We start from the raw sequence: 21,973 nt of genomic DNA on the forward strand, positions 1-21,973 counted from the left end.
TCGATCGAACTGAGGTGAATCAATCGTGGCCGAGGCCGCTTTGATTGAAGTGGAAGGCGTCGACGGGTCGTTGTGGACGCTGGCCGGACCCGGACAGGGCGCCGAGGGCGTCGAACTGGGCACGGCACCGACCGGGCTCTACGACGCGCCGGTCACCACGATCTGGAACTCGACAGCCTTCCAGATCGGCGCAACCTACGGCGGCGCCAACTGGCAGAAGCGCGACGTGGTCTTCGGCGTCAACGTCTCCGAAACAGGCTCCGCGAGTTGGGAACTGGTCGACTCCGCCTGGCGCAAAGCCTGGGCATACGACCGCGATGCCAAGCTGACGATCACCACCGAATACGGTGCTCGCACTTTGCCTCTGCGGATGGCGCAGCAGCCGGAATTCAAACCGATGCGCGACCCGCACCTGAAACAATGGTCGCAGGTCACGATGACGTGCACCGCCGGCGTGCCATGGTGGGTGGAAGACGATGTGACCGCGACAGCGGTCTCGAACACCGACACCCGCCCGGACGGCAAGTCCGAAACCCTATGGCTGCCAGTGTCGAATCCGACGGATCAGCCGCTCTGGCTGCGCTGGGTGGCGACCGCACCGGGCACCTGGACGCTGCCCGACTACTCCTGGGCCGACGACCAGCAAAAGGCTCGTACTATCACGCTGCCGTCGTTGACGACCGGTCAGCACATCACCGTCGACACCGATCCGATGCAAGAGATGATCGTCGCGGCCGACCACACCTCGGTGTGGGCCCGGATGAACGGCAAGATGTTCACGCATTCGGTGCCGCCGTGGACGCCGGAGACGAAGCTCCCGGTGACCGTCGCGGGTGCGCCGGCCGGTGCGACAGTTCAGGTGCGTTGCCCGCGTAACTGGTCGCGACCGTGGGGGCTGCAATGACGAGTCTCGAGCCGATCGATCAGGTGGAGGCCATCCATCGCGACGCGATGGCGACGCGAAATCAGCGTAAGGACGCGCGTATTCAGCCACCGCTGGTGCGGCTGTGGGACGGCGACTGGAACCTGCGCGGCATCTGCCGGGCGGAGTACTCCGCCGACTTCAAGTGGCTGCTCAACGAATCCGGCACCGGCCAGATCGAGATCCCCGCGGATCACTACCTGGCCACATGGGTCATGGACGCGCGGCGCCGGTCCACCGAGAACGTGCACATCACCGTCGACAAGGACGGGACGCGGTGGAGCGGCCGGATGAAGACGGCGACGCTCAAGAAGACCGAAACCGGTTTGCAGACCGTGGTCTTGCAGTTCATGCACGACTACGAGGAGCTGAAGTGGATCCAGGTCTGGAGTAATCCTTTCCTGCCCGCCGCTGTGCAGTTCCCCCGCGTCTTCATGCTGGCGGGACCGTCGGCGTGGTGTCTGAAACTCGCACTGTTCCTGAACATTCTGCGTAAGGAAGCCAACCTCTGGGCCCTGCCGGACGACCCGCTCGATCCGGCGCAGTGGTTCAACCTGAACCAGGAAAGCTGGTCGATGGTGGTGGCGCCGAACGACTTCTTCTCCGATACGTCGGTGTGGACCGTCCTGTCCGCACGCTGGAAGACGTGGCACGAGATGGCGGCGGGCACTTTGGAGGACGCTCAGCTGATGGTCACCTGCCGCAGGTGGCTGGAGGGGGATCCGCCCGCGTGGCCGGGCGCGAAGCTGCGGCACGGCTGCCTGGTCTTCGACATCGTGGACAAGTCGGGCTTCTACAACGGCACCTCGCAGGGCGGTTCGGTGCTGGACGGCTTGAAGCACACCGTCCAGAAGTTCACCGACGACTTCCGGGAGCAGGAGTCGAAAGAGGTACCCGATCCCAACGCGCCCGACGAGTACCGAAGGCCCGACTGGCTCGGCACGCGCCCGAGTAGCCCGTGGGTGGTGTACCGGGAGTCCGAGTACACCGGCATCCAGACCTCCGAGTTCACGATTTCGCCGGCTACCGCGGTGCAGATCAACTGCGGCGGCAACAGCCCCTACGGCGTGAACGAGGCCATGTCGGCCGCGGTGAACCTGGCGGGCGATCTGGCCGCCAACGCGATCGCGGGTATCACCGGCGTGCCGCTCGGCGGCGCGATCGATGCGTTCCTGCATCCGCTGTACAAGGACACGATCCTGGCCTGGATGTCCTACAAGTCACCGCTGCGTGCTCCGAAAATGGGCTGGTCACACTACTTCGAATTCTTCCAGCCCGGCGCGGACAAGGGGTACACCCTGTCCGCACTGGTCGCGTTGCGCAAAGGCCTGTGGTCGACCCGATCCTTCACCAGCCACAAACTCACGGTCGCCGACGGTGCGCCGTACCTGATCGGGGAGAACGGCCAGGGGCATTACTTCCTCGGCGATCGGATCGGCTCGACCGTCGCGGGGATGCCCCCCGGTCAGGTCTTCGTCGACCAGGTCACCGCGCTGGAGCTGTCCTGGAAGCGCGGCGTCACGCCCGCATGGCAGATCACCATCGGTGACGAGAAAGCCCTCGAGGATCCGGTGGCGCGCTCGCTCCGCCATATCCAGGGGATCATGGGCGACCTGCACGAACTCGGCGTTATGTGAACTAGCGCAACTCAATTCGATATACGGAGATTCTTGATGCCGCTTCCGTTGCAGTACGAATGCGATCCCGACGATCCCACGGAGGCCTTTGTCTGGGCCCTCGTCGGGTTGCCAGGTCCGCGAAACGGCCCACTGCTCGTGCCACCGCAGGTGCTCGGCCAGTGGTCGAAACATTTGTGGGACTTGGGCTTTCGACACGATCCGGAACTACAGACCCTCGAATACCAGACCGCGTCCCGCGATGGCGAGCATTGGCTCGCTCAGTCGGGCAGCTGGGTTCCCGTCGGCACACCGCCGCCACTGGACATGACCGTTCCCTCGGTGGTCGATATGTCCGTGGACGAGCGTCGTCACCTGGTCCGGCAATTGCAGGAGTCGGGCGAACTCGCCAACCTTGTCGACCTGCGCGAGCTGAAACCCGATGTGGCGCAAGAGGGTACGTACGAGGCCGAGGAATGACCGCACCGAACCGCGCCCTGCCCGCCGGCGCCTACACCGGCAAGCCCGGCGAGCAGAACATCCGCGGCGTCGCCAAAGTCACCGAGGCGTCGGCGAAGGCGTCGATGCGCGCCGATGTGCTCAAGTCTTACAACCCCATTCAGCTCAACATGGGCAAGGTGATGGAGGCGGGCTTCGACAACTTCGCGGCCAACCTGTGTGACGCGATCACCGGGTTGACCGGCGGCCTGATCGATCTGTCCGGCTGGGCGCGGAAACTGCGGGCCGATGCGAAGCGCGCGATGGAAGACGCCGGAAAGGCCCAGCAAACCGCGGATACCGCGCAGCAGACGGCCGACGGCCAAACCCCGGTCATCAAGGCGACGAATTCGCGTGTGCAGGTGGTCGTCGATGGTCTGCCATTGCGGCCGTACTGGGAAACGATGAATCTGACCGAGGAATCGTCGTTTCCGCGCACGCTACTGCAGACCACCCTGTGGAGCGTTTCGAGCGGGGCGATCGACGGGTGGAGTCCGCTCACCTTTCCCGCGGGCAACGGGACCGCGACCCTGTGGTGGAACCTCACGCCCAAGTACCCGCCGCCGGCGAACTCCTTGGAGGGCGCGTTCATTCGCTGTCTGTACGACGGCGGGCGTCAGATCGTCACCTATATCCCCGACGATGTGCGCAGCCCGTGTGAGTTGTACGTGGTGGTCGGCAGAATGCTGGATACCGGCGACGTCAAGATCGAATGGGTATCGGACGACCAGACCCCGAAGATCACCAATTCCCGGTTCGAGCGGTCGGTACAACTGCCGAACGAGATCGTGTTCGCGACCGGTGAGACCGCCTTCATCGGTATCCATCAGCGCGGCAGCGGCAATCCGCGCCCCTTGCTCGGGGTGGCGGGCGTGGACATCCCGCGATCGCCGGAGGTCTGGCCGCCGCAGATCAAGGGCAACTTCGCCAGTTCGGCACCGCTGACCGTCGGCTCCGTCATCGCCAGAAACGGCCTGCGCTTCACCTCGACCTACCTACCGTATCTGTCGCTCGGTAAGGCGTTGATCACCGGTGATCCGATGAAGTTGATCTTCTTCGAGGACTTCGCGGGCGGCATGCCCGAGTCCCTCGTCCGGATGTCGTCGCTCTACGCCACGGTCGAAAACGGTGTGTTCGTCGCCTGGGGTGGTGACGACGGGTACCGCCGCTACATCTACGGACGCAACCTCAACTACGACGACCAGATGGTGTCCGGGCGCATTCGCAATCCGACGGCCAGGCTCTCGTGGTTGGTCGTGCGCTCCGACGTCGGCAACACCGCCTACGTGGCGATGGGTGTCGCGAGCAATGGCTTCGGCCTCTACCGGGTGACCGACCAGAACGTCTTCACCCCCTTGGTGACGACCAATGGAGTCACCGTCGCCGACAACACCGAGGTGCGAATCAAGGTGGTGGGCAACATCTTCACCGCCGAGCGGAAGACCGACGGGGTGTGGGTGCAGGTGCTGTCCTACACCGACACCACCAACGTTTTGCCGAAGGGACCCGCCAACCGCTACGTCGGCCTCGGAACGTACCGATCGGGCTGGGTCAACGGCGGCGGCTGGGATGAATGGAGAGCAGAGGATCTATGACCACCCTGGTAACGATCGACGGCTACGAGCTGTCGCTGACCGTGACCGACGGCCTGCTGACCGTGTCCTCGGTCAGCGCCGCCGGTCCGATTCCGCGCGGCAGCCTGCTGCTCGGCGAGCTGGCGCCGGTGGCCGAACCCACCTACATCGAACCCGATCCGGTCGAGCACGAGGACGACGTGATCGGAGTGCGGCAGATGACTGGAGCATCATGACTGATCAGAAACAGCTCGGCTACGACCCGAGCAACCGCACGCTGCTGTTGTCGAAGGGCGCGGACTTCCTGCACACGGTGGCCCTCGCCGACGGCGCGGTATTCCCGACCGGCACCACGGCACGCATCGTGCTGCTCGACGCCACCGAAAAGGTGCTTGACACCTGGAGTGCGGTGGTCACCACCACCGAGGCGAAGTTCGTCATCCAAGCCGAGCTCGCCGATGTGATCCCCGCTGGCACGAAATACCGCCTGTACGTGGCGTATCCGACGACTCCGAGCACCGACTACCTCTGGTTCTACGGCGCCGTCCGGCGCAAGCAGTAGTCGAATCGACTACCGCTCAATCCCTTTCACCACTCTCGAGGAGAATTTGCCATGGCTATTGTTGTTCCCGCCACCCGCCAGGTGCTTGCCGACGCCTACAAGATGATCGCCGGTGCCGCAGGCGCTTACGTGAGCGTGCACACCGGCGATCCGAGCACCACCGGCGCCAACGAGGCGAAGGATGGCGCACCCGCCTACGCCAGGAAGCAGACCACCTGGACCTCGGGCACCGGCGGCGTCATCAACGGCACCCAGGTGACCATCGATCTCGCCCCGGGCACGTATACCTTTGTGGGCCTGTGGAAGACGGCCACCGGCGGTGCCGCCGACTTCATCGACAAGGTCGCGATCAGCCCGACCACACTCGGCGCGCAGAGCCAGCTGCTGATCACCCCGACCTTCACCCAGAGCTGATCGGCGGGCGCCGCATGGCCACGCACGCAACGCAGGGGCATGTCGCGCCGCCGACGGCATCGATCGCGGTAGCGCCTGCCCCGGCGCCGTCGGTATCTCGAACCGACTCGCCGTCCGGGCCACGGACGGTGCTCGACACCGCAGTTCCGGTGATCCGGCCCTACCTGATCGCCGCGTTCCACGGCGCCGCGGCCGTCGCGGCCACCTTCGATGCTGTCCGGTCGTTTCCCGCCGCTCAGGCCGCCGGGGTCGGTGTCTTGTCGAGCGCCGACTGGTGGCAGCTTTCGCTGCCTGCCGGCGCGGGCGGTGTCGGCACCGCCGGGGCACGGATCGGCATCAAGTCGGGCAAGGTGCTGCTCCCCGCGGCCTTGTCCGGCACCGGTACGTCAACTGCCACAGCCGATGTGGGTACGGGCGTCAGCGGCGGCTCCGAAGGTACTGCGGCAGTGACGATGTCGATCATTTCCTCGGCAGTGGCGCTCTTCGATTCCGAGGGTCGTTACTCGGCGCTGTCGCCGCTGACCAGCGACGGCACCGGCCGAGGCGAATTGACGGCAGCGGCCGGTCTCGTCGGTGCCGTCGTCATGCCCGTCGCGCACGCGAGTTCCGGAACCTTGCTCGCGGCCGCGCCGGTCGGCGCGAATGTACCGACATCGGGCGAGGGGACCCTCGCACAATCGATGGTCGTCGCCTCCCTGGCCGACCACACGGGTAGCGGCGAACTGGCGGCGATCAACACCGCAAAGGCCACTGCCGCAGCGGGATCCACGGGTTCGGGCACTTTGTCCGTCAACGCCAAGACGCCGTTCAGTCCGACGTCGATGACGAAGAACGGCCTGTGGGATTCGCTGGACACCACGTTCCGGACTATTACCGGCTGGATCCCCGCCGCGACGGGGTATCCCGGGTCGAGGGTGTCGAACGACGCGTTGGTGGCGCAGTGGCCGAAAACCGCTGCGGCACTGTCCGCTTCGATAGTGTTCACCGGCGGCGGCCAGTTCACGTCTTCGACGGTCACCCTTCAGTTGATGGTGAACGGTGTGTCCGTTGCGACGAGTGGGCCTAAAAACGTCGGCGGCGAAGGTACCGCGACCCTTTCCGTGTCCAAGACCCGGGATATCGCGGTCGGTGACCTCATCACCGTGCAGGCCAGAGCGGACAGCACGTTGTATCCGCCGACCGTGAACACCAACTCCGCGTCCTACGTGCGGATCGCCTGACCAGCCCTTCCCCGCAGTTCGTCACGGCTGTCGCCGTCACCACGTTCGGCACGACGACCTGCACCGAGCCCTGACTGGAGCGCCCATATGGTCACCCAACTAGTGGCAGTTCTCGCGACGCGGCCGTCGGTGCCGGTCGCGGTGGGACGGTTACCAGGGCCGTCGGTGTTGTTGGTGCCGTCGGCCGCTCCACCCAGGACGGTCATGGATGTGCGGGTGCCGGTGATTCGGCCGTATCTGGTGGCGGGATTCCATGGGTCCGCCGAGATTGCCGCGGCCCCCGAGTCGATTCGCAGTACGCCCGCGGTCGGCGCGGGGGGCTTGGGTGCGTTGTCCATCAACCAAACGTCCTTGACTGCGGCAGTGCCCGCGGCTGGTGGCGTTGGCAGTGGGTCGGCCAAGATCGCCGTAATGTCCGGGAAGGTCTTGGTGCCAGCAGCTTTGGCCGGTGTCGGGTCAGCGGACGGCCCGTTCAGTCGTGCCCAAGCTATCTCGGCAGGTGCCGAAGGTGTTGCAGCCGCGATGTTCTCGGTGATAACCAGCGTCGAGGCGGTATTCGGCGCCGAGGGTTGGTATTCGGGTCTGACGCCACAGACCACCTACGGCACGGGCGAAGGGGCGTTGTCCCTCACTACCGGTGTCGCGGGCGCGGTCGTTGTACCGGTCACTTCGACAGGCACGGGAAACTGACGGCTGCCGAAACCCTGTGCGACAGTCCCTTCCGAGTGCCTCGCCTAGGCCTGCACCGAAAAGCGTTTTCATTTACAATAAGTGCGTCACTCGTGCAATAGGCACAAAGGTGTACGCTGATTTCTGGTTGAGCAAACAGAATCGGCGGAACGCGATCCAGCATCGTAGTTCTGGATCCAATGTTACTAAACATTTCTGTGATTCTTATCTCGCGAGTTACTCGCCGATAGCTGTTGGGCCGCATATTGATCGGTGCCGATGGCTTCCGTTCTTACGGCTGGCGCGACCGCGTTCGATCGGCTTCGTCAGCGCGGCGCGCACCTTCATCGAGTCGTCCGATTTCGGTTGCTCCACATCGGTCGGGCGTAAACCGGCGAGACATCTCGAAGTGGTAGGTGCTGCGCGGCCCGCTTCTTGGAGCGGTCGTCGGCACTGTGGCTCCGCCGCAGATTGAATGAGTATCCGTTACATTTCAGCTAACGCTACGTGCTCCTTGCGCCGAAACGGCTTTCGTTCACGGATCCCACTACGTGATACCACTATGTACCGGCAGGTCCAGCTGCCGCGCTTCCGCTCGTGCACGCACCGAAACGAGTGACACGACACGGAAGTAGCAAGGGGGAGATCGCCATCCGCCAGTGACGGCACGGCGATCGACACGAAGGGGATAACAGACCGCAACCTCGTGGCTCGTATCGAGCCATGGCCGCGGTCGAGCCCGAGGCTCCGAAGGGGGGAGCCTCGGGCCTTCCTACTATCCACCCCTTTTCCGCGCCATTCGTGCCGCACTGAATCGCCTCCTCGTGGACGTATCCGAGGTTCCCGCAACGGTGTGGCGACCTGTGCCTGGCGATCATCGCGCAAAGAGCTTGTCGGCCAACTCTATTCGGAACATCGAGTCAGCAGTCCGGGTGGACATACCCGGAACATCAACGCCGAGTGGCCAACTGGCTCGCGATCCCGACGTCTCGAGTGCACTGATGACGGCGCCATCGCGCTTGTGTCCGCTGGGCCTGGCACATTCGTGTGCTTCGACCCGGCCTGATCTCTTCCATTCAACGAAAGGCAGGACACCTATGTCTTGGACCGGTGATCCGGTGTGGCTCGCCGATGTGCTCCGTGACGAGGGCCTGCGAGTGCTCGAATTTCCCGGCTGGTGCGATCGCGGCCACGGCGATTTCGGCGATATCTGGGGCATCGTCGCCCATCACACCGGCGGCTCGAACACTCCGCCGTCGGAGATCGCCTATGGGCTGCCCTCACTGGAAGGCCCGCTGTCGCAACTACATCTGGCCAAGGACGGCACGGTCACGGTGGTCGCGGCCGGTGTCGCGTGGCATGCCGGGATGGGCTCGTGGCCGGGCCTGCCCGAGGACAACGCCAATTTCCACACGATCGGCATCGAGGCCGCGAACAACGGCACCGAGGGCTGGTCGACCGCGCAATACGACGCCTACGTCGGCTGCTGCGCGGCGATTCTACGCAAACTCGGCCACGGTGCCGACCGCGTGATCGGCCACAAGGAATGGGCCGGGCCCAAACAAGGTAAGTGGGATCCCGGTGCCATGGACATGGACCAATTCCGCGCTGATGTCGCGGACCGAATGAAAGGCAGTGCACTGATGGCACTTTCGGATATGGAACAGCGTGAGCTGTTGGACAAGCTGCGCCGGGTGCACTTCGAGCTCACCTACGGTTTCCAGTCCCGTGTCGCGGACTCCGAATACCACGACACCCTCACCGGCTTCGTGCTCAACTCCGACGCCGCCGACTACCGCACCGAACAGCGTTTGAAGGCACTGGAACTGAAACTCGATCGGGTGCTTGCCGCGACCGAGGACAAACGCTGATGCCTTTCACCAGGTTTCCCGAACCGGCGCTCGTGCGGTCGGTGCTCGTCGCGATCACCGGCGTGCTCGCCTACGTTCTCGGCCACCAGATCGATACCGCCTGGATCGAGTCCGCGTTGACCCTGTACGGCCTACTCACCCCGCTGATCGCGGGCATTGTCATTCGTCGGGCCGTCACTCCGGTCGCCGGAACGGCGGACGGGAGCTGACTGTGGGCACAGTGCTAGACCCTGAGCTGGTCCAGGCCGCGGGCATGGCCCTCGCCTCGGTGATCGGTGCGGTCACCGCGTGGCAGGCCAGGGAGGTCAACAAACTCCGCACCCGCGTCGAGGTGCTGGAGAGCCAGGCGGCCGAGGACAAGATGCGATTCCGCGAGGCCATCCGGCTGATTCGTGCGCTACGGGTGCACATCGACGAATTGCGTGCCTTCCTCCGCCTGCATGTTCCAGGACAAGAACCGCCGGCGGCTCGCTACGAAATCCCCGTTTCGCTTCAGAAAGAGATCTGAGCCGCAGGCGTCAACCGCTACATCGGGATAAGAATTTCGCTACGGCGTGAATACGCGTTCAACAATCGAGCGTCGTCTAACGAAGTCGACGGGCTCCGCAGAGAAAGAAGTATGACAATGACGAGAGTCACCAGTAATGTGATCCTGCCGAAGGAAGAGTGGACGACCATCCAAGTCCCATACGGCAGCAAATTGGTCTGGGCGAGGCGCTGGGGTAGCGCCGGATCTCCCGGTCCTGTCCCACTTGATTACATCAAATTGTCATTCAGTAGTGCGGATCAGCCGCTCGGCATGCAGACATGTCTGATTCGAGTCGGCACGGAACAGTCGCCGGGTAGCCAGAATCCGGACCCGAACGCCGGAACCTCGGGTATTTCCGATGCTGTCGCTTTTATCAACAATGAGCTCTTCCTGTGGTGGAAGATCGACATGTTCGGGAATGGCGGCGGCTATCCGCCGAATCGACCCTAGTCGCTGGCTGTTCGAGCCATCGCGGTTGCTGGGAGTGAAATCCTGGTGGCCGACGAGTATGGTCTCCAGAAGCTGGCACGTTAATCCTGCTGGCAGCTGCTATCGGTTCCCATTGCCGGGCAGCATTCGGCGAATCGGTCGCTGGCGTTACATATATTCCGTATGCAATGAATCACAACATAGCCGTTGGATTGCTGGTTGCATGCGTTTAGGGCGGTTGTTTAAACGTCAAGCATTCGCGTGTGTGCTCATGATTTGCTGTATGGATTGAGTTGATGTGCAGGTCGATCGATGTCGTATGTCTATTGCGCCGAAATTCGACCGGTTGCCAGCGGCGATAGGCCGTGCCCCCAGGTGGATTGCCGGTAGAAATCGGGGCAGGGCCTGGCTATATGTCAGCTTACACTTTGCAAGTTGCGCGGACTCAGGCCTGCAACCGTAGAGCAATCAATGGCGGAAATCCGCGATGGCTGAATGGTCGCTGGATGCTGAATCTGCGTGATAGAACTGGCCTCGGTCGATGCCAATGGGGTATTCGGCCAGGGAAGATTCTGTAAAGGAAACAGCTGAATGAGCAAAATGCGTGTGTTCGGAGTCGTGCTGGCGGCGGCGGCCGGGGTTGTCCTCGCCGGATCGGGTATGGCTACCGCTGGTGCGGCACCGGGCATCACTGTGCAGCCTGGTATCACTGTGCAGCCGGTGATCGGCGTTGGTGAGCACGATCCGAACGGGACCGGAACCGGATCCAGCTCGGCGTTGACCGACCTGATCAAGGCGCTGACGACCGGCTCGGCGGGCGGCAAGTAACTCGCCGACGAGATACAGCCCCGCATCGTGCTGGGGATGGACGGCGGGGCGTCCAGATTTTCACGAAGCGGCCCGGATCTGATCCGGGCCGCTTTGTCGTATCCGCAGTCGGCGGCGAGGAAGCCGCGCGGTAGCTGCTGGATGAACACGTCGGTGCGCTTAGCTGGCCGTTGCACAGCCTCTCGAGTAATAAGTCCTGGTCAGGACATTTCCATCGCGCAGTGTCGTGTCAACACATGCACCCGCGCCGCGCGAGTCATACACTTGACCAGTTAGCTGGTGAGGTTCCAACGGTGAAATCTCGCGCTCGGCGTATGCGATGGAATCGTCCCTCTGCGCTTGGTGGTGGTCTGTGTGGCCAATGCTCGCGTGATGTGTAAGGCCTGGTGGCACGATCGGGCCGACTACAACTGGCTGGCGCGCGCCCTCGACTCGCACGCGGCGGCGCACTGGACAAAGGCGATCGTCGGCGCGGGCGGTGTGGTTCTGGCTGGCATCACCCTGCTGGTGCTGTCGTCCGACACGGGCCCGCCAAGCAGGCCAGGCCAGGCGCTCGACTGGAGTATCGCCGCGTTCGCGCTGTTCTGGGCCCTGCGCTGGTGGTTGCTTGCCTGGCCGAGCCGGACCGAATCCCTCCTGCTTTTCGCCGCAGCGGATGTCGCGATCACGCTGGCCTGTCTGCAGGAGGCGAACCGGGTGTACGGGGCGCTCGGCGTCATCCTGCTCGTCGTCACCGGCGGCTATCTGGCGGTTATGCACAACGCGAAGGTGCTCGCGGTACACGCGGCCTGGACGGTGCTTTCGGTGGTGGCGTTGACGGGGCGGATGGTCGCGGTGGGCGGCGACCCTTTGGTCGCCCTGGCGATCGTGCTGATCTCGGTGGCCGCTGGCGTTGTGCTGCTGCCCTCGATGCAGTTCTGCTATTGGGTGCTGCGCCAGGACGCGATCACCGATCCGTTGACCGCACTGTTGAATCGTCGTGGTCTCGAGCTGCATCTCGCGAAGCTAGGCCCGCTCGGTTGCCGGGTGCCGACCTGCGCGATCGCGCTCGACCTCGATCGGTTCAAGGACGTCAACGACCGCTTCGGGCACGGGGTCGGCGACCAGGTGCTGGTTCGGACGGCGCGGCGGCTGCGCGCCGCGGTCGGCCCGCGGATGGTGGTCGCGCGCACGGGTGGGGAGGAGTTCGTGATCTTCGGCCAGCTCGGCGCTGAGTCGGCCAGGGTGCAGGCGGAGTTGATGCGGCGCATCGTCGCCGAGCCGGAGCCGGTGCGACGAGACGCCGCCGAGCCGGTGGCATCGGTCGCGGTGACCGCGAGCATCGGCGTCGTGGTCTTCGACGGCAGCTGCGACTCGATGACGCCCGCCACTTTGATCCAGCGCGCCGACACCGTCATGTACCGAGCAAAACAACTGGGCGGCAATCTGGTTGTCGTCGACGAGTTCGTCGAATCCAACGCTGCCTGAACACGAAGACGGCCCGGAGCGATCCGGGCCGTTTTCGTCGTATTCGGTTATCGCGGCAGGATCAGAACGCCGCTTCGTCGAGCTCCATGATGTCGTTGTCCAGGTTCGACAGGATGGTGCGCACCGCGGTCAGCTCCGGCAGCATGTTGCGCGCGAAGAACTGCGCGACCGCGACCTTGCCCTGGTAGAACGCCTCCTCGGCACCGGTGGCGCCGGTGTCGAGCGCCTTGATGGCGACCTCGGCCTGACGCAGCAGCTGCCAGCCGATGAGCAGGTCGCCGACGGCGAGCAGGAAGCGCACTGAACCGAGGCCGACCTTGTACAGCTCGGACGGGTTCTCCTGGGCGCCCATCAGGTGCCCCGTGAGGGTGGCCGCCATGCCCTGCACGTCCTCGAGCGCGGTGGCGAGCAGCTTGCGCTCACCCTTGAGGCGGCCGTTGCCCGCCTCGGTCTCGATGAACTTCTGGATCTGGCCGGCCACGTGCGCCAGTGCGACGCCGCGGTCACGGGCGATCTTGCGGAAGAAGAAGTCCTGCGCCTGGATCGCGGTGGTGCCCTCGTACAGCGAGTCGATCTTCGCGTCGCGGATGTACTGCTCGATCGGGTAGTCCTGCAGGAAGCCGGAGCCACCGAGGGTCTGCAGCGATTCGGTCAGGTACTGGTAGGCCCGCTCGGAACCGACACCCTTGACGATCGGAAGCAGCAGGTCGTTGACCCGGTCGGCGAGGTCGGCGTCGGCACCCGAAACCAGCTGCGCCACATCGGGATCCTGGTGCGCGGCGGTGTAGAGGTAGATCGCGCGCAGGCCCTCGGCGTATGCCTTCTGGCTGGCCAGCGAGCGCCGGACGTCGGGGTGATGAGTGATGGTCACGCGGGGCGCGGCCTTGTCGGTCATCTTGGTCAGGTCGGCACCCTGGACGCGCTCCTTGGCGTAGTCGAGGGCGTTCAGGTAACCGGTCGACAGGGTGGCGATGGCCTTGGTGCCGACCATCATGCGCGCGTTCTCGATGACGTCGAACATCTGCGCGATGCCGTTGTGCACCTCGCCGACGAGCCAGCCCTTGGCCGGAGTTCCGTTGCCGCCGAAGGTGACCTCACAGGTGGCCGAGACCTTCAGGCCCATCTTGTGCTCGACGCCGGTGACGAACACGCCGTTGCGATCACCGAGCTCGCCGGTCTCGTGGTCGAAGTGGAACTTCGGCACGAAGAACAGCGACAGGCCCTTGGTGCCGGGGCCGGCGCCCTCGGGGCGGGCAAGCACCAGGTGGACGGTGTTCTCGAACATGTCGTCGGCGTCGGCGGAGGTGATGAATCGCTTCACACCCTCGATGTGCCAGGTGCCGTCTTCCTGCTTGATGGCCTTGGTGCGGCCCGCGCCGACGTCGGAGCCAGCGTCGGGCTCGGTGAGCACCATGGTGGCGCCCCAGTCGCGATCGATCGCGATCTTGGCCCACTTCTTCTGCTCATCGGTGCCGTTGTTGTGGAAGATGGTGTTGAAGCCCGGGCCTGCGGCGTACATGTACGCGGCGGGCTGTGCGCCGAGGATCAGCTCGCTGATGGCCCAGTGCACGGTGCGCGGGACGCCGAGTCCGCCGAGCTCCTCGGGGATGCCGAGCTTCTCCCAGCCGCCTTCCTGCAGCGCGCGGAAGGACTTCTTGAACGACTCGGGGATCGCGACGGTGTGCGTCTGCGGATCGAAGACCGGCGGGTTGCGGTCGGCGTCGGCGAAGGACTCCGCGAGCGGACCCTCGGCCAGGCGACGCACCTCGTTGAGCATCTCCTTGACGGTGTCCGTGTCGAGGTCGCCGTAGGCGCCGCCGTCAAGCAGGGAACCAAGGCCAAGGACCTCGAAGAGGTTGAACTCCAGGTCGCGGACGTTGCTCTTGTAGTGACCCATGTCAGTACTCACTCTCCGTTGAGTTGGTGCGGTCGGTTGGTTGGCCGTTCCCGCCCGTTTCTCGCTCTACTGGTTAGCCGACTCGCGTAGCGACTGCTTGCAGGTCGCTCGAAACGATCGACCACATGCTACTGGCCGGTAACTTACGACCTATATTACCGGTCGGTAATGGACTGGCAAAGGCTCGAGCGTGAATGTGACGCGAAAAACAGCGCCGCGCGCGGTGTCGCGTGTTGACACGCCGACGCGGTTACCGTGGGGTGTGCGCATCGAGACGAGTGCCGGACCGGCCGAAATCGAGCTCGACCAGCCCCGTAAGCCCGCCTTCCTGCTCGTGCTCACGCACGGCTCCGGCGGCGGGGTCGAGGCGAAGGACATCCTGACCGTGCGCGACGCCGCGGTGGACCTCGGCGGCGCGGTGGCCAGGGTGGTGCAGCCCTACCGGGTCGCCGGTCGGCGCGCGCCGGGGTCGGCGGTGAAGCAGGACGAGGCGTGGCTGGAGATCGTCGCCGCCCTGCGGGCTCGGATCAAGAAGGTTCCGCTGATCCAAGGTGGGCGGAGCAACGGGGCTCGGGTGGCCTGCCGAACGGCGATCGCGGTCGAGGCGCGCGGGGTGATCGCGCTGTCGTTTCCGCTGCATCCGCCGGGGAAGCCGGAGAAGACCCGGCGCGCGGAGCTGCTCGAGCCGGGCGACATCGAGGTGGTCGTCATCAATGGTGGCAGCGATCCGTTCGGCATCCCGGACGCCGCCGACGCCGCGGCGGTGCGGGTGATCCCCGGTCAGCCGCACTCGTTCCGCACGGGGTTCGACGTCATCGCCGACACGGTCACGCCGTGGTTGCGGCGGTGGAGTACCTAGCCGTGATGTCGGCCGCAGCTTCGGCGTCGGTCACGAGGCTGGTTCGAGCTCGTCCGATCCTGTCGCCGGGCGAGTGGCGATGACCAGGGCATCGATGGCGTCGCGGCCCTCGGTGGGGCGGAAGACGCGGTCGGCGAGCTGGATGCGGATGCGGTTGCCGGCGATGGCCTCGCCCAGGTCGGCGACGATGTCGTCCGGGGTGAACAGGACGGACGGATCCTTGGGACCGCCGTAACCGTCGGTGAAGTTGGTGGTGTCATGGCCGAGCACGAGCAGGGTGCCTTCGGGAGCCAGCAGCTCCGCGGCTTGCCGAACAACCTTGCCGCGCTGGTCGGCGGGCAGATGCAGGAAGACCAGCAGGACCAACTCGAACGGACCGGTGATCTCGGCGGCATCGAGATCGGTGACGTCGGCGCACTGCCAGCTGATGCGGCTGCGTACCGAGCGGGACAGGCGGGTGGCGATGGTGCGGCCCTTGTCGACGCCGACCTGTGAATAGTCGACGGCGTGCACCTGCCAGCCGTGGGTGGCAAGCCACAGCGAGTTGCGGCCTTCGCCGCAGGCCAGGTCGAGGGCGCGGGGCAGCTCGGGCGGGTCGCCGTCGGGGCCGTCGGGCTGCAGCGGCGTCCGTCGCTCCAGCCCGAAGACGTGCTCAACCACGGTGTTGTTCGGCGGTGCGCCCCAGACCAATTCAGTTTGCGCGTAGCGCTCGTCCCAATCGGTCGCATCCATGCCAGCGAGTCTATTGATCGTTGACCGGCAGCCAATGCACCGGCGAGGTTTCGCGAATGTGCACAAGCACATCGAAGGCGTCGGCCAGCGATGCCACGGCGATAGTGGCGTCGGCATCCTTGGCCGGGTCGTAGACGCCGCTGATGACGCGCGCTTTGGCCGGACCGCGCCGCCATGCCCGCACCGCGTCCGGTGCATCGTCGCGCAGGTCAACGTAGTAGGCGGGCAGATCGACCGAGCCGAGGAGCGCGTCCACCAGATCGGGCAGCGGGTCGGGGGCGGTGGTCATGCCGAGATCGCCGTGGTGGAAGCCGAGTGCGACCGAGGCATAGCCGGTGCCGAACTCTTCGTGCAGGTAGCTGCCAACACCGTCGAATTGCGCTGTACCCATACCCAATCGGAGATTCGTGGTGTGTGTGATGCCGTCCCAGTAGACGATCTTCGCGCCGGTATCGCGCTGCCAATCGATGACCCGCTGGCCGGCGGGCCGCTCATCGCGGGCGAACCCGCCCTGCCCGGCGACGCTGTTCTCGTGGAAGTCGACGATCAGCCGCGCATGTGCCCGGACCTCATCGTATTCCGTTGTGACCGGCAGGTTTTCGAGCAACGCGAAGGCGTCGCGCGCGTCCTCGGCGAACGGACGCCCCGGATGGATGCCCTGATGGCGCTGGACATGTTCGTCCACCTGATGCGCGGTACGAATCGGCGTGAGGTGAGACTCGATGGCGGCCAACCGATCCGGCGCGACCCGGCGCACATAGTCGAGCACCGCGTCGTAGTCCGCGGGCTCGGCGCTCGGCGGCTGGACACCGAACACCCGGACCTGGTCGTCGGGATGCGCCTGATTGAACGCGCGGATCCACTCCAGTGCCGCAATGGTTTCCGTCGTCCGCCACGGCCGCCACGATCCGGCGAGCACCGATTCGGGATCACCGGTCCCGGTGCGCACGTACTGATCCCACCGCTCGCCGGAACGGGCGCTGTCCTGAATTGCCAACCCGCGGAAGCCATATCGCTCGACCAGCGCGCGGAAGACGCGCTCCTGCACCCCGTAGATCTGCCGGGAGAACCGCGTCGACTCGCCGAGTCCGACCACCGTCGCTGACCCGAGCCGATCGATCAGCGGATCGAGGTCGGGCCCGGTGTAGCCGGGATCGGTATCGATGACCGGACGGGCATTGGCGCTGAGCCATGCACGCACGGTGGCGATCTCGGGTGCGACGGTTCCCATGGTTCCTCCTGAAAGACGACGATCCAACACGGCCAAGCCTCATACGTGAAGTCTTGTTGAGGTCAAGGGCCGTGTTGGATCGCGCGGAACCCGGTGGGTGTGAACCGTTACAGCGGTGTGCGCATGAGCACCACGTTGTACTGGCTGTGCACGGTGGTGAGGTAGTACAGATCACGCCCGGTCTGGTACGGGAAGATCGACGGCGCGTACGCGCTCGGCAGTTCCCTCGTATCGATCAGCACCTCGGGATCACTCCACGGACCGGTCGGCGCCGAGGCGCGACGCAGCACCACGGAGTTGAACGGGTCCGTGGTGAGCGAGATGTACTGGCCGAGATAGGAGTTGTACATCACCGACAGTTCGCCGACGCCCCACATGATCGGTGCCGCGGCATTGACGTCGCCGCGTTTCCACGTCCTGCCATCCCAGTATTCGTACGCGCCGAGGTCGGCGATCTGGGCTTCCGGGACCCGCGCGACGAACGCCTCCTGGTTGCGTCCGGACGGGGTGCCGTACTCGTAGACGAAACCGCCGTCCTTGAGGAAGGCGTTCATCTGGAAGTTGCTGTTGCCGCCGTCATCCGGGCGCCGGGTGGCGGGCAGCTCGCCCCAGGTCTCCCCGTTGTCGCCGGAGGCGGCGAGCCCGGAGTAGTTGGTTGTCCACTGTCCGACCTCGTCCCAGCTCCGCACCGACATGAGGCTCATGAATTGCACTCCGCCCACCGATATCCCCGCGGTGGGAATGCGGCTAATCTCCAGAAACGGGATTTTCGGGCTCGGAATCAGATCGCGCGCCTGACCGAATACATCGCGGACAACGCTGTCGAAGTAGATGCCGCCTGACGGGTTCTGCGTGTGGCTGCGCGTCAGAATGTTGGACCGCCACGACCACATACTGCCCGCCAAAAGGTTCGGAAAGCCGACACCCGCTGTGTCGCCGAATGCGGTGAGCAGCTCGCCGTTTCCGTTGTCCCACATGATGCCGAGGTCGGTGCCGAGCACGTTGTAGGCCTGGGTGTTGTTGGGGCTGGCCATACCGGTCAACTGGAACACGGCCTTGGTGCGCCCGGTGAGATTGGGCAGGCCGTTGCTTCCATTGAGGACCGGAATCGGATTGATGGTGTTTGGGTCAGCGCTGGCGGGGGTAGTTGAACTGATGAGCAAGGCCGATGCGCCCGTCAACGCGGAAAGCAAGATGGCTGCCGTCTTGGTCAAAGTCCGTGGGCCCTCCGTGTCCTCGCCGAGAGCAATGCGAAACACAGACTCCCCGCGATACACAGACCTCTCGCGGTGTGTAACGCACCACAATTCGACTGGCTGGCAAATCTCTAGGAAATGCTAGCAGTGCCGTCGTCGAAAATGTGGTGCGTATCTCAAAAGGGCTCGTTGAGCGCTAACGCTTGGTCGGCTTGCCCCGCGTCGTGGCCAGCCGAATGATCAGCGGCAGCTGCGTCGCGCGTTCCACTGCGAACGTGCGGCGTGTCGAGGCCTCCCATGCCTTGTCGAACAGCCGCTTGGCGCCGGCGACGGCATGCGGCGAGCGGGTTGCGATGCGCTCGGCCAGCTTCGCTGCGGCGGCGATCGGATCCGCGGTGACCTCGGTGACCAGCCCGATCCGCTCGGCATAGGCGGCGTCGACCGTGTCCGCGGTCATCGTCAGCAGCAGCGCCTTATCGATGCCGATCAGCCGGGACAAAGTGGCCGCGCCGGTCATGTCGGGTACCAGGCCGTGCTTGCCCTCCATCACCGAGAACTCCGCGTCCGGGGTGGCGAAGCGGAAGTCGGCGGCCAGCGCGAGCTGCAGCCCACCGCCGTAGCAGCGGCCGTGCACCGCGGCGATCACCGGAACCCGCAGCCTGCGCCAGGCCCAGCAGGCTTCCTGGAAGGTGTTGGTGCCGCGCCACGGCAGCGGGATGAAGCTGCGCACGATGGATAGCGGGTCGCCGGTCGCCTTGGCGATATCGAGGCCGCTGCTGAAACTCGGGCCGTTGCCGGACAGGATGACCGCGCGCACGTCGTCGCGGCCCGCGATGGTGTGCGCGGTGTCGACCAGGTCGCCGAGCATGTCGATGGTGAGGCCGTTGTGCTTGTCCGGCCGATCGAGGGTGACGTAGGCGCGGTCGCCGTCGAACCGCAGCGCGATGTTGGTGCCCATTCTCGGATCTTACCCGTGAGTCAGTTAAGGGTGGATGGCCATTGCCCGGCCATTCCGACTCTGTTCTAATCGAACTCAAGTTACCGTCAATGCTGACGGTAACTGCGTCGGCCTGTGCGCCGACGGCCCGCGAGATCATCGGAGGAACAATGCTGCCAGCGGGAATGGATCCACGGACGCCCGTGCTGGTCGGGGCAGGGCAGGTCGTGCACCGGAGCGGCGAGCCTGGCCTGCCCGGTCCGGTCGAACTCGCCGCCGAAGCCCTGCGCCGCGCTGGCGCCGACAGCGGCACCGGCGATCGGCTGCTGCGATCCGCCGACCTGATCGCGGCCGCTGCTCCGGTCAGCAGGCCGTACCCGGATCTCGGCGCGCTGGTCGCCGCCGAACTCGGTGCCACTCCGAAGCGGACGCTGCAGTCCGTGCGTTTCGGCGGCGACGCGCCACAGCGCCTGCTCAACACCGTCGCGCAGGCGATCGCCGACGGGCAGTCCGACGTCGCGCTGATCACCGGCGCCGAGGCGGTGGCCGCGTGGAACACCGCAACCCGCACCGGTGCCGCGCTGGATTGGCCGGAGCAACCCGACGACGTGCGGCCGACCGAACTCATCGGCTCGGACCGCGCGCCCAACTCCGATATGGAAACCGCGGCCGGACTGTGGGGTCCGATCTACTTCTACGCCCTGATGGAGACCGCGCTGCGCGGTCGACTCGGGCTGAGCGAGGACGAGCATCGGGCGCGGATCGGCGGCCTGTGGTCGCGGCTGTCCGCGGTGGCCGCGAGCAATCCCTATGCGTGGCAGCCCGCGGCGCAGACAGCCGCCGATCTGGTGACGCCGACGCCCGCGAATCGGATGGTGTCTACGCCGTATCCGAAGCTGCTCATCGCGAATCTTTCGGTGAATCAGGGCGCCGGGTTGATCGTGTGCAGCGCGGCCGCGGCGGCCGCCGCCGGGGTGCCGAGGGATCGGTGGGTGTTCCCGCACGGCGGCGCCACCGCGACCGACGAATGGTTCGTTTCCGAACGCGCGGACCTGGCCGTCTCGCCCGCCATCGCGGCCGCCGGGCGGGCCGCACTCGGCGCCGCCGGTATCGGTATCGATGATGTCGCGCACATCGACCTGTACTCCTGCTTCCCGGTCGCGGTGCAGGTCGGGGCCGAGGCACTCGGGTTGCCGATCGACGATCCGGCGCGGCCGCTGTCGGTCACCGGCGGCCTTACCTTCGGCGGTGGTCCCGGCAACAACTACAGCACCCATTCGATCGCGACACTGGTCGGCTTGTTGCGCGAGGACCCTGGCGCCTATGGCCTGGCGACCGCGCTGGGCTGGTACATCACCAAGCACGGCGTCGGCGTGTACTCGGCGAAACCGCCTGCGCGACTGTTTCATTCGATCGAGGCGCAGGTGCCCGCCGCTAGGCGAGACGCCGCCCCCGGCTACACCGGCCAGGCCACCGTCGAGTCCTACACCGTCGCCTACCGCAAGGGCCCCGCGCCCGACCACGCCGATGAACCCGAGGCGGTCGTGATCAGCGCCCTGACCCCGGCCGGTGCCCGCATACTGGTTCGGGCGTCCGACGCGGAAACCGTCGCGGCGTTCGACGAAGGCGATCCGCTCGGCGCTACCGCCGACATCGCCGCCGCTGACAAGCTCACCTTGCTCACCGAGAGGACCGTCAAATGAATTCAGCGTCGCAGAGCGACCCAATGCGGGGTGGCGGTCGGGAGGCGGGTGGGCCTGACCTGATTGTGGTCGAACGGCGCGACGCCATCACCGTGCTGACCGTCAACCGCCCGGAGGCCCGCAACGCCATCAATCTGGCGACCGCGCTGGCCATCGAGACCGCCATCGACGAGTTCGAGGCCGACGACACCGCCAGGGTGCTCGTCCTCACCGGAGCAGGTGGAACCTTCAGCGCGGGAATGGATCTCGTCGCCGCGTCGAAGGGCGAGATGCCGATGACGCAGCGGCGCGGCCCGCTGGGGATCGCCGCGAAACCTCCGGTGAAGCCGATGATTTCGGCGGTCGAGGGTTTCGCGCTTGCCGGTGGTTTCGAATTGGCGCTGTCCGGTGACCTCATCGTCGCCGCCAGCAACGCCCAGTTCGGTATCCCAGAAGTGAAGCGCGGCTTGGTTGCCGCGGGCGGCGGCGTGCTTCGCCTGACCCAGCGGCTGCCGCGCAGCATGGCCGCCGAACTCGCGCTCACCGGCGGCCGCGTCGGCGCCGAGCGGCTCTACCAGCTCGGCCTGGTCAATCGGATCGCCGAACCCGGTGCCGCACTGGACGTCGCGCTCGAACTGGCCGCCGAGATCGCCGCCGCCGCACCGCTCGCCGTCGCCGCGAGCAAGCGGATCATCGACGAATCGCCCGACTGGTCGGTGGCCGAGGCATTCGCCAAGCAGGGCGAGATCGCCTTGCCCGCACTGTTTTCCAAGGATGCGGCCGAGGGTGCGCTCGCCTTCGCACAGAAGCGCGAACCCCAGTGGCAGGGACGCTGACCAC

The 21,973-nt window shown here is 65.6% G+C and carries 23 protein-coding genes; 18 read left to right on the forward strand and 5 right to left on the reverse strand.

The features are described 5' to 3' along the window. Positions 1–25 precede the first annotated feature (25 nt). The 15 genes from OG203_RS27045 (at position 26) to OG203_RS27115 (ending at position 12,599) form a co-directional block, all read left to right on the forward strand. Complete coding sequence (locus tag OG203_RS27045; RefSeq protein ID WP_405160069.1) at positions 26–904, forward strand: phage tail protein; 879 nt, start codon at positions 26–28, stop codon at positions 902–904. Next, on the forward strand, positions 901–2,559 hold the full coding sequence (locus OG203_RS27050; protein WP_405160070.1) for a phage tail protein: 1,659 nt from the start codon (positions 901–903) through the stop codon (positions 2,557–2,559). Before OG203_RS27045 ends, OG203_RS27050 begins: the two co-directional genes overlap by 4 nt. Positions 2,560–2,595: 36 nt before the next feature. Continuing rightward, entirely contained in the window at positions 2,596–3,018 is a 423-nt protein-coding gene (locus OG203_RS27055; RefSeq protein ID WP_405160071.1) for a DUF2744 domain-containing protein, read from the forward strand. Next, positions 3,015–4,631, forward strand: coding sequence for a hypothetical protein (locus tag OG203_RS27060; RefSeq protein WP_405160072.1), 1,617 nt, complete (start codon positions 3,015–3,017; stop codon positions 4,629–4,631). The genes OG203_RS27055 and OG203_RS27060 overlap by 4 nt, the downstream gene beginning before the upstream one ends. Further along, positions 4,628–4,846 (forward strand): hypothetical protein, encoded by a 219-nt coding sequence (locus OG203_RS27065; RefSeq protein WP_405160073.1) that lies wholly within the window; start codon positions 4,628–4,630, stop codon positions 4,844–4,846. The genes OG203_RS27060 and OG203_RS27065 overlap by 4 nt, the downstream gene beginning before the upstream one ends. Next, on the forward strand, positions 4,843–5,172 hold the full coding sequence (locus tag OG203_RS27070) for a hypothetical protein (protein ID WP_405160074.1): 330 nt from the start codon (positions 4,843–4,845) through the stop codon (positions 5,170–5,172). The genes OG203_RS27065 and OG203_RS27070 overlap by 4 nt, the downstream gene beginning before the upstream one ends. A 51-nt stretch (positions 5,173–5,223) precedes the next feature. Continuing rightward, positions 5,224–5,586: a hypothetical protein gene (locus OG203_RS27075; RefSeq protein WP_405160075.1), complete on the forward strand. Its 363-nt coding sequence runs from the start codon at positions 5,224–5,226 to the stop codon at positions 5,584–5,586. A gap of 14 nt (positions 5,587–5,600) precedes the next feature. Next, positions 5,601–6,806, forward strand: a complete 1,206-nt coding sequence (locus tag OG203_RS27080; protein ID WP_405160076.1) for a hypothetical protein — start codon at positions 5,601–5,603, stop codon at positions 6,804–6,806. An 87-nt stretch (positions 6,807–6,893) separates the two neighbouring features. Next, positions 6,894–7,496 carry a hypothetical protein gene (locus OG203_RS27085; RefSeq protein WP_405160077.1) on the forward strand — a complete coding sequence of 201 codons (603 nt, stop codon included), beginning with the start codon at positions 6,894–6,896 and terminating at the stop codon, positions 7,494–7,496. A gap of 1,076 nt (positions 7,497–8,572) precedes the next feature. Further along, entirely contained in the window at positions 8,573–9,346 is a 774-nt protein-coding gene (locus tag OG203_RS27090; protein ID WP_405160078.1) for an N-acetylmuramoyl-L-alanine amidase, read from the forward strand. Then, positions 9,346–9,555: a hypothetical protein gene (locus OG203_RS27095; protein WP_405160079.1), complete on the forward strand. Its 210-nt coding sequence runs from the start codon at positions 9,346–9,348 to the stop codon at positions 9,553–9,555. The genes OG203_RS27090 and OG203_RS27095 overlap by 1 nt, the downstream gene beginning before the upstream one ends. Positions 9,556–9,557: 2 nt before the next feature. Continuing rightward, on the forward strand, positions 9,558–9,854 hold the full coding sequence (locus OG203_RS27100; RefSeq protein ID WP_405160080.1) for a hypothetical protein: 297 nt from the start codon (positions 9,558–9,560) through the stop codon (positions 9,852–9,854). A gap of 117 nt (positions 9,855–9,971) precedes the next feature. Then, positions 9,972–10,325: a hypothetical protein gene (locus OG203_RS27105; RefSeq protein ID WP_405160081.1), complete on the forward strand. Its 354-nt coding sequence runs from the start codon at positions 9,972–9,974 to the stop codon at positions 10,323–10,325. Between the two features lie 570 nt (positions 10,326–10,895). Next, complete coding sequence (locus OG203_RS27110; protein WP_405160082.1) at positions 10,896–11,132, forward strand: hypothetical protein; 237 nt, start codon at positions 10,896–10,898, stop codon at positions 11,130–11,132. A gap of 372 nt (positions 11,133–11,504) precedes the next feature. Continuing rightward, positions 11,505–12,599: a diguanylate cyclase gene (locus OG203_RS27115; protein WP_405160083.1), complete on the forward strand. Its 1,095-nt coding sequence runs from the start codon at positions 11,505–11,507 to the stop codon at positions 12,597–12,599. A gap of 61 nt (positions 12,600–12,660) precedes the next feature. On the opposite strand, the gene OG203_RS27120 is transcribed toward OG203_RS27115, so the two are convergent. After that, complete coding sequence (locus tag OG203_RS27120; RefSeq protein WP_405168018.1) at positions 12,661–14,496, reverse strand: acyl-CoA dehydrogenase; 1,836 nt, start codon at positions 14,494–14,496, stop codon at positions 12,661–12,663. 262 nt (positions 14,497–14,758) lie between these two features. On the opposite strand from OG203_RS27120, the gene OG203_RS27125 reads away from it, so the two are divergent. Then, positions 14,759–15,355 carry an alpha/beta family hydrolase gene (locus tag OG203_RS27125; protein WP_405160084.1) on the forward strand — a complete coding sequence of 199 codons (597 nt, stop codon included), beginning with the start codon at positions 14,759–14,761 and terminating at the stop codon, positions 15,353–15,355. A gap of 30 nt (positions 15,356–15,385) precedes the next feature. Here the strand turns inward: OG203_RS27125 and OG203_RS27130 are convergent, their stop codons facing one another. From OG203_RS27130 to OG203_RS27145, 4 genes are all read right to left on the reverse strand, one after another. Continuing rightward, the gene (locus tag OG203_RS27130; protein WP_405160085.1) at positions 15,386–16,087 is read right to left on the reverse strand and encodes a class I SAM-dependent methyltransferase; all 702 of its coding nucleotides are present in this window, start codon (positions 16,085–16,087) and stop codon (positions 15,386–15,388) included. Between the two features lie 10 nt (positions 16,088–16,097). Continuing rightward, complete coding sequence (locus tag OG203_RS27135; protein WP_405160086.1) at positions 16,098–17,318, reverse strand: erythromycin esterase family protein; 1,221 nt, start codon at positions 17,316–17,318, stop codon at positions 16,098–16,100. A 107-nt stretch (positions 17,319–17,425) separates the two neighbouring features. Next, positions 17,426–18,532, reverse strand: coding sequence for a DUF4185 domain-containing protein (locus OG203_RS27140; RefSeq protein WP_405160087.1), 1,107 nt, complete (start codon positions 18,530–18,532; stop codon positions 17,426–17,428). Between the two features lie 178 nt (positions 18,533–18,710). After that, complete coding sequence (locus OG203_RS27145; protein ID WP_405160088.1) at positions 18,711–19,472, reverse strand: crotonase/enoyl-CoA hydratase family protein; 762 nt, start codon at positions 19,470–19,472, stop codon at positions 18,711–18,713. 89 nt (positions 19,473–19,561) lie between these two features. Between OG203_RS27145 and OG203_RS27150 the strand changes: the two genes are divergently transcribed. After that, positions 19,562–21,154 carry a thiolase C-terminal domain-containing protein gene (locus OG203_RS27150; RefSeq protein ID WP_405160089.1) on the forward strand — a complete coding sequence of 531 codons (1,593 nt, stop codon included), beginning with the start codon at positions 19,562–19,564 and terminating at the stop codon, positions 21,152–21,154. Between the two features lie 23 nt (positions 21,155–21,177). Next, on the forward strand, positions 21,178–21,969 hold the full coding sequence (locus OG203_RS27155; RefSeq protein ID WP_405168019.1) for a crotonase/enoyl-CoA hydratase family protein: 792 nt from the start codon (positions 21,178–21,180) through the stop codon (positions 21,967–21,969). Positions 21,970–21,973: the final 4 nt, after the last annotated feature.

It is taken from the genome of Nocardia sp. NBC_01499 (genome assembly GCF_045040275.1).
Taxonomy (GTDB): domain Bacteria; phylum Actinomycetota; class Actinomycetes; order Mycobacteriales; family Mycobacteriaceae; genus Nocardia.

What these genes read in the sequence shown, in the direction of transcription:
- OG203_RS27135 (WP_405160086.1), bottom strand. Translation starts at nt 17,318, where the DNA reads ATGGGAACCGTCGCACCCGAGATCGCCACCGTGCGTGCATGGCTCAGC.
- OG203_RS27115 (WP_405160083.1), top strand. Translation starts at nt 11,505, where the DNA reads ATGTGTAAGGCCTGGTGGCACGATCGGGCCGACTACAACTGGCTGGCG.
- OG203_RS27080 (WP_405160076.1), top strand. Translation starts at nt 5,601, where the DNA reads ATGGCCACGCACGCAACGCAGGGGCATGTCGCGCCGCCGACGGCATCG.
- OG203_RS27150 (WP_405160089.1), top strand. Translation starts at nt 19,562, where the DNA reads ATGCTGACGGTAACTGCGTCGGCCTGTGCGCCGACGGCCCGCGAGATC.
- OG203_RS27085 (WP_405160077.1), top strand. Translation starts at nt 6,894, where the DNA reads ATGGTCACCCAACTAGTGGCAGTTCTCGCGACGCGGCCGTCGGTGCCG.
- OG203_RS27070 (WP_405160074.1), top strand. Translation starts at nt 4,843, where the DNA reads ATGACTGATCAGAAACAGCTCGGCTACGACCCGAGCAACCGCACGCTG.
- OG203_RS27055 (WP_405160071.1), top strand. Translation starts at nt 2,596, where the DNA reads ATGCCGCTTCCGTTGCAGTACGAATGCGATCCCGACGATCCCACGGAG.
- OG203_RS27105 (WP_405160081.1), top strand. Translation starts at nt 9,972, where the DNA reads ATGACGAGAGTCACCAGTAATGTGATCCTGCCGAAGGAAGAGTGGACG.
- OG203_RS27110 (WP_405160082.1), top strand. Translation starts at nt 10,896, where the DNA reads ATGAGCAAAATGCGTGTGTTCGGAGTCGTGCTGGCGGCGGCGGCCGGG.
- OG203_RS27050 (WP_405160070.1), top strand. Translation starts at nt 901, where the DNA reads ATGACGAGTCTCGAGCCGATCGATCAGGTGGAGGCCATCCATCGCGAC.
- OG203_RS27060 (WP_405160072.1), top strand. Translation starts at nt 3,015, where the DNA reads ATGACCGCACCGAACCGCGCCCTGCCCGCCGGCGCCTACACCGGCAAG.
- OG203_RS27130 (WP_405160085.1), bottom strand. Translation starts at nt 16,087, where the DNA reads ATGGATGCGACCGATTGGGACGAGCGCTACGCGCAAACTGAATTGGTC.
- OG203_RS27065 (WP_405160073.1), top strand. Translation starts at nt 4,628, where the DNA reads ATGACCACCCTGGTAACGATCGACGGCTACGAGCTGTCGCTGACCGTG.
- OG203_RS27145 (WP_405160088.1), bottom strand. Translation starts at nt 19,472, where the DNA reads ATGGGCACCAACATCGCGCTGCGGTTCGACGGCGACCGCGCCTACGTC.
- OG203_RS27090 (WP_405160078.1), top strand. Translation starts at nt 8,573, where the DNA reads ATGTCTTGGACCGGTGATCCGGTGTGGCTCGCCGATGTGCTCCGTGAC.
- OG203_RS27155 (WP_405168019.1), top strand. Translation starts at nt 21,178, where the DNA reads ATGCGGGGTGGCGGTCGGGAGGCGGGTGGGCCTGACCTGATTGTGGTC.
- OG203_RS27075 (WP_405160075.1), top strand. Translation starts at nt 5,224, where the DNA reads ATGGCTATTGTTGTTCCCGCCACCCGCCAGGTGCTTGCCGACGCCTAC.
- OG203_RS27095 (WP_405160079.1), top strand. Translation starts at nt 9,346, where the DNA reads ATGCCTTTCACCAGGTTTCCCGAACCGGCGCTCGTGCGGTCGGTGCTC.
- OG203_RS27120 (WP_405168018.1), bottom strand. Translation starts at nt 14,496, where the DNA reads ATGGGTCACTACAAGAGCAACGTCCGCGACCTGGAGTTCAACCTCTTC.